This is a genomic window from Kribbella rubisoli (genome assembly GCF_004217145.1).
Classification (GTDB): domain Bacteria; phylum Actinomycetota; class Actinomycetes; order Propionibacteriales; family Kribbellaceae; genus Kribbella; species Kribbella rubisoli.
The window spans coordinates 1-14,459 of the sequence record NZ_SHKR01000011.1; the positions used below are offsets into that span (position 1 = coordinate 1).

Below are 14,459 nucleotides of genomic sequence, written 5' to 3' on the forward strand. Positions count from 1 at the left end.
GCCAGGATCAAACTCTCCGTTGAAAAATATAGACAAACCGGAAAAACCGGTGAGCCGACAATCGGAAAAGCGATCCTTTGAATCAGAAACAACCAATAACTGGCTTGTCATCCGTATAAATTTCAAAGGAATCCGAACACAGACAACAAACAACCCCACCAAAAACCCACAAAAGGATCCCCAGCAGAAATCATCCGAAGCCCATGCACGGGGTTAATGCATCTTTCGGCATTGACTTTCGGCACGCTGTTGAGTTCTCAAGAATCGGACGCACACCGCAGCATGACCTTTCGGCCAGGCTCCCGGGGCAACCTGCGTTACTTTACCGGATCAGATCCACCGAGTCAAGACCCGATTTTTCTGACCTTCCACCCGCATCCAAGCTACCGCCCCGGATCAGACAACCCGGTTCGGCTCAGCTAGCCTTGGGGGGTTCGGAGCGACCGGCCGCTTTCGCGTCCCGCGCCTCGCTCCAACAAGAAGAACATTACGTGGCTCCCAGGTGGCCGGTCAAATCGGTTCCCGGTGTGCTGAATCACAGGCCTGTAATTTGCCTTCGGCATCCCGGATGTGGGAGTGGAGCCCACCCCCGCACTCGAGCTCTCAGCCTTGGGCCGGCGACGCCAGAACCCCTGCAAATGAACGCTTCCCGCGCCGCAGCACCAGTACGCCGCCCGGCAGCAGGTCGTCCGTGCCAGGCACGTACTCCGCGTCCTTCACCTTCTCGTTGTTCAGGTACCCGCCGCCCTCGGCCACCGTCCGCCGTGCAGCCGACTTGCTGGCGACCAGGCCGGACTTCACCAGGAGGTCGCCGTACGTTGGCATTGGTTCGCCGGCGCCCAGCTCCACATGGGGTGCTTCTCGTAGTGCTGCGACCAGCGTGGAGCCGTCGAGCGACCCCAACTCCCCCTGGCCGAACAGCGCCTTCGAAGCCTCCTGCACGCGCCGGGTCTCCTCAGCGCCATGCACAAGCGTGGTCACGTCCTCCGCGAGAACGCGCTGGGCTTCGCGAGCCTGTGGACGTTCCGCGGTCGCCTGCTCCAACGCGGCGGTCTCCTCCGGCGTACGGAAGGTGTAGTACCGCACGAGCTGCATGACGTCTCGGTCGTCGCTGTTGAACCAGAACTGGTAGAAGGCGTACGGCGAAGTCAGCTCGCGGTCGAGCCACACTGTGCCCGACTCGGTCTTGCCGAACTTGGTCCCGTCGGCCTTGGTCACCAGTGGGGTGGCCAACGCATGCGCCTTCCCGCCCTCACTGCGGCGGATGAGCTCCACGCCGGCAGTCAGGTTCCCCCATTGGTCGCTGCCGCCGGTCTGCAGTGTGCAGTTGTGCCGGCGGTAGAGCTCCAAGTAGTCCAGCGACTGCAGCAGCACGTAGCTGAACTCCGTGTAGCTGATCCCCTGCTCCAGCCGCGCCTTCACCACCTCGCGGCCAAGCATCCGGTTCACAGGGAAGTGCTTCCCGATGTCGCGCAGGAAGTCGAGGGTGTTGAGGTCCTTGGTCCAGTCGTAGTTGTTGACGATCCGGGCCGGGTTCGGCAGCGACTCGTCGAAGTCGACGAACTTCTCCACCTGGGCGCGGACCTTCTCGACCCACTCCTGGACGACGTCCTTCGGGTTCAGCACCCGCTCCGACGTCTCCTTCGGATCACCGATCAACCCGGTGGCTCCGCCAACGAGCCCGATCGGGTTGTGACCGGCCAGCTGGAGTCGCCGCAGCGTCAGCAGCTGCAGCAGGTTCCCCATGTGCAGACTGGGCGCGGTGGGGTCGAAGCCGACATAAGAGGTGATCGGTCCCGCTGCCATCGAGGCCCGAAGGGCGTCCGGGTCAGTGGAGTGGGCAATCAAGCCACGGCTCTCCAGGTCATCCAATACCTGGGTGCGGCGTTCGGTCACTTCGTCTCCTCGAGTACGTCGGTCACCTCTAGTGTCCTGTACGCGGGCTGGACGACGCTCAGGTGGGTTCCGGACGGGTCAGCACGTCACGGAGCTGCGGACGGAGCGCATGTCCGTCCGGCCCCTGCACGGTGACCGCGGTCGGGCGGTGCGGGTCGTGGGCGCCCGGGTCCTGGTTCGGCACGGGCAGACCGTGTGACAGGACCTGCTCGGCCGGAGTCAGCTGGCGGATGCCGATGGCCAGGACATGATCCGGGTGCGACTGCGCGAAGTCGCCGTACAGCTGGGGGTCGTGCTGGCCGTCGTCGCCGATCAGCACCCAGCGCACATTGGGGAACTCGCGTGCCAGCCGGCGCAGTGCGGTCCGCTTGTGCTCCTGGCCGCTGCGGAACCAGCCTGTGTTCGTCGGCCCCCAGTCCGTCATCAGCAGCGGCCCCGGCGGGTACCCGTGCCGCGCGAAGAAGCGGGTGAGCGTCGGTGCGGTGTTCCACGCTCCCGTGGACAGGTAGAACATCGGCGCACCCGGATGGTCGGCCAGCAGTTCGTCGTACAGCCCTGCCATCCCTGGTACGACGCGGCGCGCCTGCTCGTCGCGGACGAACGTGTTCCACGCGGCGATCATCGGACGCGGCAGCATCGTGAGGATGACCGTGTCGTCGATGTCGCTGACCAGTCCGAACGTGGCGTCCGGGTCCGGTACGAAGATGCGCGCACGGGCCTGGCCCTCGCCGTGGACGCCGAGCATGATCTCGTGCCACCCCGCCGGCAGCACCTCGGGCACGGTGAGGTCGATGAACCCGCCGCGGTCGGTGACGGCGTCGTACGTCCGCCCGTTGATGGTGACCGACACCAGCACCTTGGTCGCCGGCGCCGTGACGAAAACCCGCCAGCCGCGCATCACCTGGTCCTCGTCGTACCGCGGCTGGTTGCGCGGGTCCCGGCCGAGCACGACGCGCGCCAGCACCCGGACGAACTCCGTGTTGCCGTAACCGACCTGCGGGATGATCCGCTCCTGCCAGCCACGACGCCGCAACACGGCCTGCACCCCAAGGTTGAACCAGTCCTCGAGACGGGACGCGTAGTGCGGACGGGCCATACCAGAAACCTACCCGGAGCATGGTCCCCTAGTCGTCCTCACTCGCGCGCGGCGAGAAGCTTTGACCCGCAGTTCACGAACTGTCGGCGGCGTCTCCTAGGTTCTCCTCATGACCGCTATCGGAATGTGCTTCCCGCGGACCTTCCCGGCCGCCCTGGTCACCGACGTGGCCCGGCGTCTCGACCGCGGCGGGGCGGACGAGCTGTGGATCATCGAGGACTGCTTCTTCACAGCCGGTCCGTCGCTGGTGTCGGCCGCGCTGACGTCGACCGAGCGGCTGACCGTCGGGCTCGGCATCGCGCCCGCGGTCGCGCGTACGGCGGCGGTCACCGCGATGGAGTTCGCGACCCTCGAGGCGCTCGGGCCGGGGAGGTTCCTGCCCGGGATCGGCCACGGCGTGCAGTCGTGGATGGCGCAGATGGGTGTCCGGCCGAAGTCGCCGCTGACAACTCTCGAGGAAGTCACCACGACGGTCTCCCGGTTGCTCGCCGGCGAAGAGGTCAGCTTCGAGGGCAAGGCGGTGTACCTGAAGGACGTGAAGCTGGACGCGCCGCCGGTCACGCCGCCGCCGATCCTGCTCGGGGTGATGGGTCCGAAGTCGATGGCGCTGGCGGGGCGGGTCGCGGGCGGCGTCGTGCTCGCGGAGCCGGCGACTCCGGCGTACGTGCGTCAGTCGGTGGAGTACGCCGGATCGCCTGCTGGGTTCGTGGTCGCGGTGTTCGCCGCGATGTGCGTGCGGGAGGACCGCAAGACGGCGTACGAGTGGACTGCGCCGTGGCTGGGATGGCGGATCGGCGACAACCACCCGGGCGTGACTGCGTTGCCGTTCTTCGCCGATATGAAGAAGCTGTTCGACGAGTCCGGCGTCGAGGGGCTGGTGGGGATGCCGGCGGACTGGTGGACGCAGATCGGTGCGATCGGGACGCTCGACGACGCCGCTGCGCATGTTGATGCGCTGGAGGCGGCCGGGGTACATCACATCGGGCTGTTCCCGGATCCGGAGGTGGAGCACGGGCTTCCGCAGCTGGACTACGTGCTGGAGCTGGCGAAGCGTTAGGCCCGGCGCTTCGGGACGTGCGGGCGGTACGGCGAGACCGTCGGGTCGCCCGGGATCCAGAAACGCCATGCGCGGTCGGCCGCCTCGCGGAGGCCGACGCGCGGACCGGTGGACGGCTCACCGTCGAAGCCGGGGCCGCGCAGGAGTTGGATCGGTGAGTCCTTGGCGAGCAGGTCGGTGCCGTTGCCTTCGCCTCTGATGCCGAGGGCAACACACAGGCGGGCCGGGCCGCGGGCGAGATCGCGGTCCGGGTCGGCCTTCGGGCGCTTGACCACCGGGCCTTGTCTGACACCGGCCTGCCTGACACCGGCCTGCCTGACGCCGGCTTGGTTGAAAGCGACCTTCTCGACGGCCGGCTGGCCGCGGCGGGCGCGGGCCAGTTCGACGCCTTCGATGATCTCGCCGGCGCGTAGGAGGACGGCCGACGGTTTGCCGGGCGGGCCGACGACGACGTTCATGCAGAAGTGCATTCCGTAGGTGAAGTACACGTACAGGAAGCCGGGCGGGCCGAACATGATCGCGTTGCGCGGGGTCTCGCCGCGGTAGGCGTGCGAGCCCGGGTCGTTCGGCCCGTCGTACGCCTCGACCTCGGTGAGGCGCGCGACGACCGTGCCCTCGTCGGTGGTGCTGCTCACCAGCATGCCAAGCAACTTCGGCGCCACTTCCAGCACAGGACCATCAAGCAGAGAGCGGCGCATGCCCAGCACCCTAAGCGAGACGCGTGCTCTGCTCTGCCGCGCGGGTGCGGAGTTCGGTTAGTTGGGCCTCTACCTGGGGTTGGGCTGTGCCGCCTCGGGTGTTGCGGGAGGCTAGGGAGCCGTTGACGGTGAGGACGGTGCGGACCTCAGGGGTCAGGTGGGGTGAGATGGCGGCCAGGTCGTCGTCAGACAGGTCCCACAGTTCGATGCCGCGCTTCTCGCAGGCCTGGACGCAGGCGCCGGCCAGCTCGTGGGCAACCCGGAACGGGACCTGCTGGCGGACCAGCCACTCGGCGATGTCGGTGGCCAGCGAGAAGCCCTGGGGTGCGAGTTCTTCCAGCCGCGCCGTGTTGAAGCGGAGCGTGCGGATCATCCCGGTGAACGCGGGCAGCAGGACCTCGAGGGTGTCGATCGAGTCGAAGACCGGCTCCTTGTCCTCCTGGAGGTCCCGGTTGTACGCGAGCGGCTGCGCCTTCAGCGTCGCCAGCAGACCGCTCAGGTTGCCGATCATTCGGCCGGCCTTGCCGCGGGCGAGTTCGGCGATGTCCGGGTTCTTCTTCTGCGGCATGATGCTCGACCCGGTCGAGAACGCGTCGTCCAGCTCGACGAAGCCGAACTCCTTCGTCGCCCAGATGATCACCTCTTCGGCCTGCCGGGAAAGGTCGATGCCGATCTGCGCGGTGACGAACGCGAACTCCGCCACGAAGTCCCGCGACGAGGTCCCGTCGATCGAGTTCGCCGACGAGTTCGTGAAGCCCAGCTCGTGAGCGACGAACACCGGGTCCAGCCCGAGCGAGCTCCCTGCCAACGCACCCGAGCCGTACGGCGAGTCCGCCGCGACCCGGGCGTCCCAGTCGGCCAGCCGATCCAGGTCCCGGATCAGCGGCCACGCGTGGGCGAGCAGGTGGTGGGACAGCAGTACCGGCTGCGCGTGCTGCAGATGCGTCCGACCCGGCATCGCAACGCCGAGGTGCTGCGCAGCCTGATCAGCCAGCGCGTTCACCTGCTCCAGCACGAGCCGACCGATGATCCGGCCGTGCTCACGCAGGTAGCTCTTGAACAGCGTCGCGACCTGGTCGTTCCGCGAGCGTCCGGCGCGCAGCCGGCCACCCAGTTCGGCGCCGAGCCGATCGAGCAGGCCGTGTTCGAGCGCGGTGTGCACGTCCTCGTCGTCGAGAGCCGGCAGGAAGCGCCCGGCCAGCACATCGTCGAGCAGCGCGTCGAGCCCGGCCAGCATCGCCGCAAGGTCCTCGTCGGTCAGCAGACCCGCGCGGTGCAGCACCTTGGCGTGCGCCTTCGACCCAGCGATGTCGTACGGCGCCAACCGCCAGTCGAAGTCCGTCGACTTGCTCAGCGCCGCCAGCGCATCCGCTGGTCCACCCGAGAACCGGGCCCCCCACAACGCCGAATCCCGAGCCGCACCCTCACCTGAACCCACAACAACATCCTCTCTCATTCAAACTCACACCTGCCCGCTGGCCGGTTATGTGACCGCTGGCCGGTTGTAACGCACCAGCGGTGAAACAACCCGCCAGCGGTCCTGCGGGACAGCGGGACGGCGGTTATTGCCGGGGTTCGGATCGGGCGGCCAGGGACAGGAAGCGGGCGGCGAGGGCCTCGCCGCCTACCGGGTTGCGGGATACGACCATCACGGTGTCGTCGCCGGCGATGGTGCCGAGCACGTCGTCCAGTCCCACGTGGTCGATCGCCGACGCGAAGTACTGGGCCGCACCCGGCGGGGTACGCAGGATCACCAGGTTGGCGCTGCCCTCCGCCGACACCAGCAGCTCGGACGCGACCCTGGCCAGACGCGCCTCGAAAGCGGCCGCCTCGCCCGCGCGCGGCGTTCGGTCACCGCCTTCACCCGGTACGGCGTACACGAGCTGGCCGGACGAGTCGCGGACCTTCACCGCACCGATCTCGACCAGGTCGCGCGACAGCGTCGCCTGCCCGACGACCAGTCCGGACGCAGCGAGCAGATCAGCCAGCTCGGTCTGCGACCGCACCGGCTGCCGACCGAGCAGGTCCACGATCCGTTGCTGACGCGCGGTCTTAGTAGTCGGTACGGCGATGCTCATTCCCCGAAACTCCTTGCCAACAGCCACGACAGCAGCGCCTTCTGCGCGTGCAGCCGGTTCTCGGCCTCGTCCCAGACGACCGATTGCGGGCCGTCGATCACGGCCGCGTCGATCTCCTTGCCACGGTACGCGGGCAGGCAGTGCAGCACGATCGCATCCGGCTTCGCCTTCGACAGCAGTTGCTCGGTCACGGCGTACGGCACGAACGGCGCCTCACGCGACGCGGCCTCGTCCTCCTGGCCCATCGATACCCAGGTGTCGGTGGCGAGCACATCCGCTCCGTCGGCCGCCGCGACCGCGTCCGCAGTCCACGCCACCGATCCCCCGGTCGACGCGGCGATCTCGGCGGCGCGTGCCAGGATCGCGGGATCCGGCTGGTACTCCGCCGGCGAGCCGACGACCACGTGCATGCCGGCGGTCGCCCCACCCAGCAGATACGAGTGCGCCATGTTGTTGGCACCGTCGCCCAGATAGACAAGCTTGAGCCCGGCCGCCGAGCCCTTGTGCAGCCGGACGGTCTGCAGGTCGGCGAGGATCTGGCACGGGTGGAACTCGTCGGTCAGCGCGTTGATGACCGGCACCGACGACGCCGCCGCCATCTCCTCGATGCGCGCTTGGCCGAACGTCCGCCAGACGATCGCCTCGACCTGCCGGTCCAGCACCTTGGCCGTGTCCGCGATCGGTTCGCCGCGGCCCAGCTGCGAGGTCTGCGCGTCGATGATCAGCGGTACGCCGCCGAGCTCGGAGATCCCGACCGCGAACGAGATCCGGGTCCGCGTCGAGGTCTTGTCGAAGATCACCGCGACCGTCTTCGGCCCGCTCAACGGCTTGTGCCCGTGCCGGTCCCCCGCGAGCTGCGCGGCCAGCGTCAGTACCTCGTCCTGCTCGACCGGCGACAGATCGTCGTCCCGCAGGAAATGCCGCACTGCCATCAGACCTCCACCTTGTCGAGCAGCCCGGGGAGGGCCGCGACGAAACTGTCCGCATCAGCCTTGCTCAGGATGTACGGCGGCGCCAGTCGCAACGCGTTCGGGATCGGATTGTTGATCACGAACCCGGCCTCGAGCGCCAGCGCCGCCACCTGGTCCGACACCGGCTCGGTCAACTCGATCGCCAGCAACATCCCGCGCCCGCGGACGCCCGCGATCATCGGGTGGTCGAGGGCAATGATCGACGACGCGAGGTGGTTGCCTACGGCATTCACCTGGGCGAGCAGGCCGTCCCGCTCGATCACGGTCAGCACCGCGAGGCCCGCGATCGACGCGACCGGGTTGCCGCCGAACGTCGTACCGTGGTTGCCCGGCTGCAGCAGGTCCGCGGCCGCGCCGAGACCGATGCAGGCGCCGATCGGGATTCCCGCGCCAAGGCCCTTCGCCACGGTCACGATGTCCGGCACGATGCCCTCCGGCTCGAAAGCGAACCACGTCCCGGTCCGACCGATCCCGGTCTGGATCTCGTCGAGCCACAACAACGCGCCGTGCTCGGAGGTGATGCTCCGCGCGGCCCGCAGGTAGCCGGCCGGCGGCACGACGACGCCGTTCTCGCCCTGGATCGGCTCCAGGATCACAGCCGCTGTCTGATCATCGACCGCCGCAGCCAGCGCTTCCGCGTCGCCGTACGGGACGAACTCCACGTCGCCGGGCAGCGGCGCGAATGCTTCGCGGTACGCCGGTTTCCACGTCAGGGCAAGCGCGCCCATCGACCGCCCGTGGAACGCACCGACGGTCGAGATGATCTTGGTCCGGCCGGTCCGCCGGGTCATCTTGAACGCGGCCTCGTTCGCCTCGGTGCCGGAGTTGGTGAAGAACACCTTGCCCGGGGCGTCGAATAGACCGAGCAGTTTCTCGGCCAGCGCGATCTGCGGCGCGGAGGCGAAGAAGTTCGAGACGTGGCCCAGGGTGGCGAGCTGCGAGGTCACCGCGGACACCACGAACGGGTGCGCGTGACCGAGGCAGTTCACCGCGAGGCCGCCGAGGAGATCGAGGTACTTGTTGCCGTCGGCGTCCCACAGGTACGCGCCCTCGCCGCGCACCAGCACCCGCTTCGGCGGCCCGAAGGTGTTCATCAGGGCACTCGAGTACCGAGCAGTGAGCGCGGCCTGTGAGCCGTCGACGGTGACGAGTTCGGTCATGAGGGAATCACCTGGGTTCCACTTCCGGCGTCGGTGAAGATCTCGAGGAGCAGCGAGTGCGGGACGCGGCCGTCGATCACGGTCGCACGGGACACGCCCGACTCGACCGCGCGCAGGCAGGCTTCCATCTTCGGCACCATGCCCGACGCCAGCGACGGCAGCAACTCGGCCAGCTCGGCCGCGTCGATCTGCGTGATGATCTCGTCGCTGTCCGGCCAGTTCCGGTAGAGCCCGGCGACATCGGTGAGTACGACGAGCTTCTCGGCGCCGAGCGCGACCGCGAGCGCGGCGGCCGCGGTGTCGGCGTTGACGTTGTGCGCCTGGCCGTCCTCGTCCGGCGCGATCGTCGACACCACCGGGATCCGGCCGGCGTCGATCAGGTCGACCACGGCTTCCGGACGTACTTCGACCACGTCGCCGACCAGCCCGATATCGACGTGCTCGCCGTCCACCAGCGCCGTACGACGCTCCGCGGTGAACAGGCCCGCGTCCTCGCCGGACATGCCGACCGCGAACGGACCGTGCGCGTTCAGCAGACCGACCAGCTCGCGGCCGACCTTGCCGACCAGGACCATGCCGACGACATCCATCGCCTCCGGCGTGGTGACCCGCAGCCCGCCGCGGAACTCGCTGTCGATGCCGAGCCGGCCGAGCATGTCGCTGATCTGCGGTCCGCCGCCGTGGACGACGACGACCCGCACCCCGGCGTACCGGAGGAAGACGATGTCGGATGCGAACGCCTGCTTGAGCTTGTCGTCGACCATGGCGTTCCCGCCGTACTTCACGACGACGGTCTTGCCGTGGAACTCCTTGAGCCAGGGCAGGGCTTCGGTCAGAACGGCGGCCTTCTCGACCGCGTCTGCATGGCTGTTCATGGGGCCTCCCGGCCTGGACTGAGGAGCGCAGGGAGCGCAGCGACTGGAGCGACGAGGGAAGGCCGGGAGTTACAGCCCCATGGACCGCCGAGCGGCAGCGAGGCAATCTGCACAGTCACGAGGAGTAGGCCGAGTTCTCTTCGACGTAGGCGTGGGACAGGTCGGTGGTCAGCACGGTCGCGGACGCCGGGCCGGCGTGCAGATCGATCAGTACGTCGATCTCCAGGCCGCTGAGGTCCGCCTCGGAGCGATCGACGCCCTTGCCACCGGCAACGCAGATGGCGGCGCCGTTCAGCGTGATGTCGAGCAACGACGGATCGAAGGCCGTGGGTGCGTTGCCGACCGCCATCGCGATCCGGCCCCAGTTCGGGTCGGAGGCGAAGAACGCGGTCTTGCAGAGATTGTCCTCGGCAACGATCTTGGCGGCGGCCAGTGCCTCCGCCTCGGTCGCCGCGCCCTGGACGGTGATGCTGACGTGCTTGGTCACACCCTCGGCGTCGGCCTGCAACTGCTTCACCAGGTCAGCAGCCAGCACGGTCAACGCCGCCTCGAAGGCCTCGGGCGTGACGTTCACGCCGGACGCGCCCGAGCTGAGCAGAAGCACCGTGTCGTTGGTCGACGTTCCCCCGTCGACGTCGAGCCGGTTGAAGGTCTTGGCGACCGCATTGCGCAGCGCGTGATCGAGGTGCGGCTGGTCGAGGACGGCGTCGGTGGTGAGCACGCTCAGCATCGTCGCCATGTTCGGCGCGCACATCCCGGCGCCCTTCGCGAACCCGCCGATGCTCCAGCCGTCCGGGTGCCGCAACACGCCCAGCTTCGGCACGTTGTCGGTCGTCATCACGGCGGTCGCTGCGGACAGGTCATGGCCAGTGGTCGCACCGAGGGCACCGACCGCGGTCTCGATGCCGGGGATCAGCTGATCCATCGGGAGACGTTCGCCGATCAGACCGGTCGAGCAGACGCCGATCTGCGCCGCGCCGACGCCGAGTATCTCGGCCAGCTTCTCCGCGGTCTTGTGGGTGTCCTGGAAACCCTCCGGGCCGGTGCACGCGTTCGCACCGCCGGAGTTCAGTACGACGGCCTTCAGCGCCCCGGCGGTCAGGACCTGCTGGGACCAGAGCACCGGCGCGGCCTTCACCTTGTTCGTGGTGAAGACGCCGGCCGCGACGTCGTACGGGCCGTCGTTCACGACGACGGTGAGGTCCGGCGCACCGGCGGGCTTGATCCCGGCGATCACCCCGGCCGCGCGGAAGCCGGCCGGCGCGGTGACCCCGGCGCTCCGATCGACTTGAGTGTCCGGGGTGACTGCAACGGTCACGGTGCGACTCCTACGAGGGGCAGGGCCAACGGCTCGTCGAGACCGAGGGCCAGGTTCATGCACTGCACGGCTCCGCCGGCGGTGCCCTTGGTGAGGTTGTCCATCGCGGCCACGATGACGGCGCGGCCGGTGCGCTGGTCGAGGGCTACTTGCAACTGCACGGTGTTCGCGCCGAGGGTGGCCTGCGTCTGCGGCCACTGTCCCTCGGGCAGCAGGTGGATGAACGGCTCGTTGCGGTAGGCATCTTCATAGGCCTGCCGGAGCGCGGCGAGGTCGGTGCCGTCGGCAATCGGTGCGCTGCAGGTGGCGAGGATGCCGCGGGCCATCGGGACGAGCACCGGTGTGAACGACACGCTCACCGGCTGATCGGCGTACGGCGTGAGGTTCTGCTCGATCTCCGGCGTGTGACGGTGGACGCCGCCGACGCCGTACGCCGACGCGGAGCCCATCACCTCCGCGCCGAGGAGATGCGCCTTCGGGGCCTTGCCCGCGCCCGACGTACCGCTGACGGCGACCACCACCAGCTGGGTGGGGTCGACGAGACCGTTCTGTACGGCGGGGAGCAGGGCGAGGGTGGAGACGGTGGGGTAACAACCCGGTACGGCGACCCGGTTCGAACCGCGGAGCTTGTCCCGTTGTCCGGGGAGCTCCGGGAGTCCGTACGGCCACGAGCCGGCGTGCTCGCCGCCGTAGAACTCGACCCACACCTCGGCCTCGGTCAGCCGGAAGTCCGCGCCGCAGTCGATCACGGTGACGTCCTCGCCGAGCTGGTCGGCGATTCCGGCGGACTGTCCGTGCGGCAGGGCCAGGAACACCACGTCGTGACCGGCGAGATTCTCCGCCGTGGTCTCGACCAGGATGCGCCCGGCCAGCGGCACGAGGTGTGGGTGGTGCACGCCGAGCGCCGTACCGGCGTTCCCTCCGGCGGTCAGGGCGCCGATCTCCACCTCTGGGTGGGTGCTCAGCAACCGGAGCAGCTCGCCGCCCGCGTACCCACTGGCCCCGGCCACCGCCACCTTCACGCTCATGTGAATGAGTATGCCATGAAGCGGATGAATATCCAACCGAGTTCACGTCGTGGATGAAAGAACCCGCCCCTCGCTCCGCTCGGGGCGGGGGGCGGGAGAGAGCCGATCTCCGCGGGGGGGAAGGGAGGGAGCCGGCCTCCGCAGGGTCGGGTTGGCGGCCTGTGACGCGGGTCATGTCACGTGGTGGGTGGTGGTGCGTGTCCTGGGGTTTGACGACGGACTCTGGAGGGTGAGATGGCGCGGATCGGGTTGGAGCATCGGCGGGGATGGGTTGTTCGGGTGGCGGAGTGGGGTAGCCGGCGGAAGTACGGGACGGTGCTGGAGCCGGGGCAGGCGGCGTTGCATAACCGGCGGGTGCTGGTGTCGATGCTGCTGCTGGAGGGGTCTGCGGCTCGGTGGAACAAGCTGGACCGGGGGCTGAAGGCGCTCGCGGTGATGGTGACGTCGGCGCGGATCGGGTGCAGCTGGTGCATGGACTTCGGCTACTGGGAGTTCCATCACCAGGGTGTCGACCAGGCGAAGCTGCGCGATGTGCCAGGGTGGCGGGACAGCGACGTCTACTCGGATCTGGAGCGCGCGGTGATGGACTACGCCGAGGCGATGACGGCGACCCCGCCGGAGGTCACCGACGAGCAGGTCGAGCGGTTACGCGCGGACCTCACCGACGAGCAACTGGTCGAGCTCACCTCGATCATCTCGCTGGAGAACTACCGCTCCCGCACGAACGCCGCCCTCGGGCTGACCAGCCAGGGCTTCAAGGAGACCTGCGAACTGAGGCCGGTCAAATGACCGAGGAGCAGTTGGCGAGCGAGTTCGCGGAGCATCGGTCCGTGCTGGTCGGCGCGGCGTACCGCGTCGTCGGCAGCGTGAGCGACGCCGAGGACGTGGTCCAGGAGGCGTGGCTGCGGTGGACCGGCGTCGACCACGACGAGGTGCGCGACACCCGCGCCTACCTGATCCGCATCACCACCCGCCTGGCCCTGAACCGGCTGCGCGAACAGAAGGCCCGACGCGAGCAGTACGTCGGCCCGTGGTTGCCTGAGCCGCTCGCGACGGACGACGATCCCGAGGCGGCGGTGGAGCTGGCGGACTCGGTCAGCATGGCGATGCTCGTCGTCCTCGAGACGCTGTCCCCGCTCGAGCGCGCCACGTTCGTACTGCGTGAGGTGTTCGACCTGCCGTACGACGAGATCGCGGACACGCTCGGGCGATCCGAGACCGCAGTACGGCAGCTCGCCCATCGCGCTCGCGAGCACGTCCACGCGCGGCAGCCGCGGCACCACGTCGACAAGGCACGCCACGACGAGGTGACGATGCGGTTCATGCAGGCGGCCGGGTCGGGCGACTTCGACCAGGTGGTCGCGCTGCTTGCGCCGGACGCCGTACTGATCAGCGACGGCGGCGGCAAGAAGAAGGCGGCGCTGCGGCCGATCCATGGTGCGGACAAGATCGCGCGCTGGCTGTTCGCGGTGATCGCGGAGAACCCGGGCTTCGAGATCCGGATGGGCACGCTGAACGGCGAGATCGCCTACATCGCGTACGACGGGGACGCGCCGGACACGGTCGCGTTCCTGAAGACCGAGGGCGGGCTGATCAACGAGCTGTACCTGATCCGGAACCCGGACAAGCTCGAGCACATCCACTGAGCCGTAGACTATCTGCAACTCAGTCGCAGATGGAGGTGCGGTGAAGTACCTGGTAATCGACTCGGACGAGGCGCTCGATCCGGGGTTGCGGGCGGACCTGCTGGACACCTGGGTCGCGGCCACGAACGCGGGCGGTGCGGTCGGGTACACGCCGCCCGCGCCGGTCGAGCAGATCGCCGAGAACCTGGACGGCGCGCTCGGCCGGGTCGCAGCGGGGCTGGATCTGCTCGGCGTGCTCCACACCGGTGAGCGGTACGCGGGGATGGGCCTGCTCGTGAGCCGCGGGAGTTGGCTGCAGGAGCACTGGCGCACGGTGCTGCGGGTGATGGTCCACCCGGAACACCAGGGCAACGGCGCCGGCCGCGTGCTGATGGAGGGGTTGCGCGGATCGGCGGTCGACCTGGGCCTCGAGCAACTCCAACTCACGATCCGCGACGGGCTCGGCCTGGAGAAGTTCTACGTTCCGCTCGGCTACCGCGTCGTCGGCACCCATCCGCGCGCCATCCGCCTCGCCCCGGACGACTACCGCGACGAGATCACGCTGGTGCAGGACCTGTAGCCGCGGATCCCCAGGCCATCACAATCGAGCGGTCTGCGCCGCTCACCGCGGCGGGTCACGCCGTCGGCGGGATTGTG

At 68.6% G+C, this 14,459-nt stretch carries 15 protein-coding genes; 5 read left to right on the forward strand and 10 right to left on the reverse strand.

Features of this window, described 5'->3' with window-relative positions:
- Positions 1-217, forward strand: a 217-nt coding sequence (locus EV645_RS42510; protein ID WP_206751440.1) for a hypothetical protein, incomplete at its 5' end; no start/stop codon positions are given.
- 386 nt (positions 218-603) lie between these two features.
- Here the strand turns inward: EV645_RS42510 and tyrS are convergent.
- On the reverse strand, positions 604-1,896 hold the full coding sequence (gene tyrS / locus EV645_RS02595; RefSeq protein ID WP_130439355.1) for a tyrosine--tRNA ligase: 1,293 nt from the start codon (positions 1,894-1,896) through the stop codon (positions 604-606).
- Between the two features lie 58 nt (positions 1,897-1,954).
- On the reverse strand, positions 1,955-2,992 hold the full coding sequence (locus tag EV645_RS02600; protein ID WP_130439357.1) for an App1 family protein: 1,038 nt from the start codon (positions 2,990-2,992) through the stop codon (positions 1,955-1,957).
- 109 nt (positions 2,993-3,101) lie between these two features.
- Here EV645_RS02600 and EV645_RS02605 point away from each other — a divergent pair, with 109 nt between their 5' ends.
- Positions 3,102-4,049 (forward strand): LLM class flavin-dependent oxidoreductase, encoded by a 948-nt coding sequence (locus tag EV645_RS02605; protein WP_242000166.1) that lies wholly within the window; start codon positions 3,102-3,104, stop codon positions 4,047-4,049.
- On the opposite strand, the gene EV645_RS02610 is transcribed toward EV645_RS02605, so the two are convergent.
- The 8 genes from EV645_RS02610 to argC all read right to left on the reverse strand — a co-directional run bounded on the left by EV645_RS02610 (position 4,046) and on the right by argC (position 12,177).
- Positions 4,046-4,747 carry a DNA-3-methyladenine glycosylase gene (locus tag EV645_RS02610; protein ID WP_130439359.1) on the reverse strand — a complete coding sequence of 234 codons (702 nt, stop codon included), beginning with the start codon at positions 4,745-4,747 and terminating at the stop codon, positions 4,046-4,048. The genes EV645_RS02605 and EV645_RS02610 overlap by 4 nt on opposite strands.
- Positions 4,748-4,757: 10 nt before the next feature.
- Complete coding sequence (gene argH, locus EV645_RS02615; RefSeq protein ID WP_130439361.1) at positions 4,758-6,203, reverse strand: argininosuccinate lyase; 1,446 nt, start codon at positions 6,201-6,203, stop codon at positions 4,758-4,760.
- 106 nt (positions 6,204-6,309) lie between these two features.
- On the reverse strand, positions 6,310-6,825 hold the full coding sequence (locus tag EV645_RS02620) for an arginine repressor (protein ID WP_130439363.1): 516 nt from the start codon (positions 6,823-6,825) through the stop codon (positions 6,310-6,312).
- Positions 6,822-7,757, reverse strand: a complete 936-nt coding sequence (gene argF, locus EV645_RS02625) for an ornithine carbamoyltransferase (protein ID WP_130439365.1) — start codon at positions 7,755-7,757, stop codon at positions 6,822-6,824. The genes EV645_RS02620 and argF overlap by 4 nt, the downstream gene beginning before the upstream one ends.
- Positions 7,757-8,956 (reverse strand): acetylornithine transaminase, encoded by a 1,200-nt coding sequence (locus EV645_RS02630; protein ID WP_130439367.1) that lies wholly within the window; start codon positions 8,954-8,956, stop codon positions 7,757-7,759. The genes argF and EV645_RS02630 overlap by 1 nt, the downstream gene beginning before the upstream one ends.
- On the reverse strand, positions 8,953-9,831 hold the full coding sequence (gene argB, locus EV645_RS02635; RefSeq protein ID WP_130439369.1) for an acetylglutamate kinase: 879 nt from the start codon (positions 9,829-9,831) through the stop codon (positions 8,953-8,955). Before argB ends, EV645_RS02630 begins: the two co-directional genes overlap by 4 nt.
- Positions 9,832-9,946: 115 nt before the next feature.
- Positions 9,947-11,149, reverse strand: coding sequence for a bifunctional glutamate N-acetyltransferase/amino-acid acetyltransferase ArgJ (gene argJ / locus EV645_RS02640; protein ID WP_130439371.1), 1,203 nt, complete (start codon positions 11,147-11,149; stop codon positions 9,947-9,949).
- A complete protein-coding gene (argC, locus tag EV645_RS02645) occupies positions 11,146-12,177 on the reverse strand; it encodes an N-acetyl-gamma-glutamyl-phosphate reductase (RefSeq protein ID WP_130439373.1) in 1,032 nt (343 codons plus the stop codon). Before argC ends, argJ begins: the two co-directional genes overlap by 4 nt.
- A 279-nt stretch (positions 12,178-12,456) precedes the next feature.
- Between argC and EV645_RS02650 the strand changes: the two genes are divergently transcribed.
- The 3 genes from EV645_RS02650 to EV645_RS02660 are packed head-to-tail and all read left to right on the forward strand — an operon-like array spanning position 12,457 to position 14,382.
- The gene (locus tag EV645_RS02650; protein WP_242000168.1) at positions 12,457-12,966 is read left to right on the forward strand and encodes a carboxymuconolactone decarboxylase family protein; all 510 of its coding nucleotides are present in this window, start codon (positions 12,457-12,459) and stop codon (positions 12,964-12,966) included.
- Positions 12,963-13,823, forward strand: coding sequence for an RNA polymerase sigma-70 factor (locus tag EV645_RS02655; protein ID WP_130439377.1), 861 nt, complete (start codon positions 12,963-12,965; stop codon positions 13,821-13,823). The genes EV645_RS02650 and EV645_RS02655 overlap by 4 nt, the downstream gene beginning before the upstream one ends.
- Positions 13,824-13,863: 40 nt before the next feature.
- Positions 13,864-14,382: a GNAT family N-acetyltransferase gene (locus EV645_RS02660; protein WP_130439379.1), complete on the forward strand. Its 519-nt coding sequence runs from the start codon at positions 13,864-13,866 to the stop codon at positions 14,380-14,382.
- The last annotated feature ends 77 nt before the right edge of the window (positions 14,383-14,459 follow it).

Bases quoted from the DNA above. Each gene is read 5' to 3' on its own strand.
- argF (WP_130439365.1), bottom strand. From the start codon at position 7,757: ATGGCAGTGCGGCATTTCCTGCGGGACGACGATCTGTCGCCGGTCGAG.
- EV645_RS02620 (WP_130439363.1), bottom strand. From the start codon at position 6,825: ATGAGCATCGCCGTACCGACTACTAAGACCGCGCGTCAGCAACGGATC.
- argH (WP_130439361.1), bottom strand. From the start codon at position 6,203: ATGAGAGAGGATGTTGTTGTGGGTTCAGGTGAGGGTGCGGCTCGGGAT.
- EV645_RS02610 (WP_130439359.1), bottom strand. From the start codon at position 4,747: ATGCGCCGCTCTCTGCTTGATGGTCCTGTGCTGGAAGTGGCGCCGAAG.
- EV645_RS02600 (WP_130439357.1), bottom strand. From the start codon at position 2,992: ATGGCCCGTCCGCACTACGCGTCCCGTCTCGAGGACTGGTTCAACCTT.
- EV645_RS02655 (WP_130439377.1), top strand. From the start codon at position 12,963: ATGACCGAGGAGCAGTTGGCGAGCGAGTTCGCGGAGCATCGGTCCGTG.
- argC (WP_130439373.1), bottom strand. From the start codon at position 12,177: ATGAGCGTGAAGGTGGCGGTGGCCGGGGCCAGTGGGTACGCGGGCGGC.
- EV645_RS02605 (WP_242000166.1), top strand. From the start codon at position 3,102: ATGACCGCTATCGGAATGTGCTTCCCGCGGACCTTCCCGGCCGCCCTG.
- argB (WP_130439369.1), bottom strand. From the start codon at position 9,831: ATGAACAGCCATGCAGACGCGGTCGAGAAGGCCGCCGTTCTGACCGAA.
- EV645_RS02630 (WP_130439367.1), bottom strand. From the start codon at position 8,956: ATGACCGAACTCGTCACCGTCGACGGCTCACAGGCCGCGCTCACTGCT.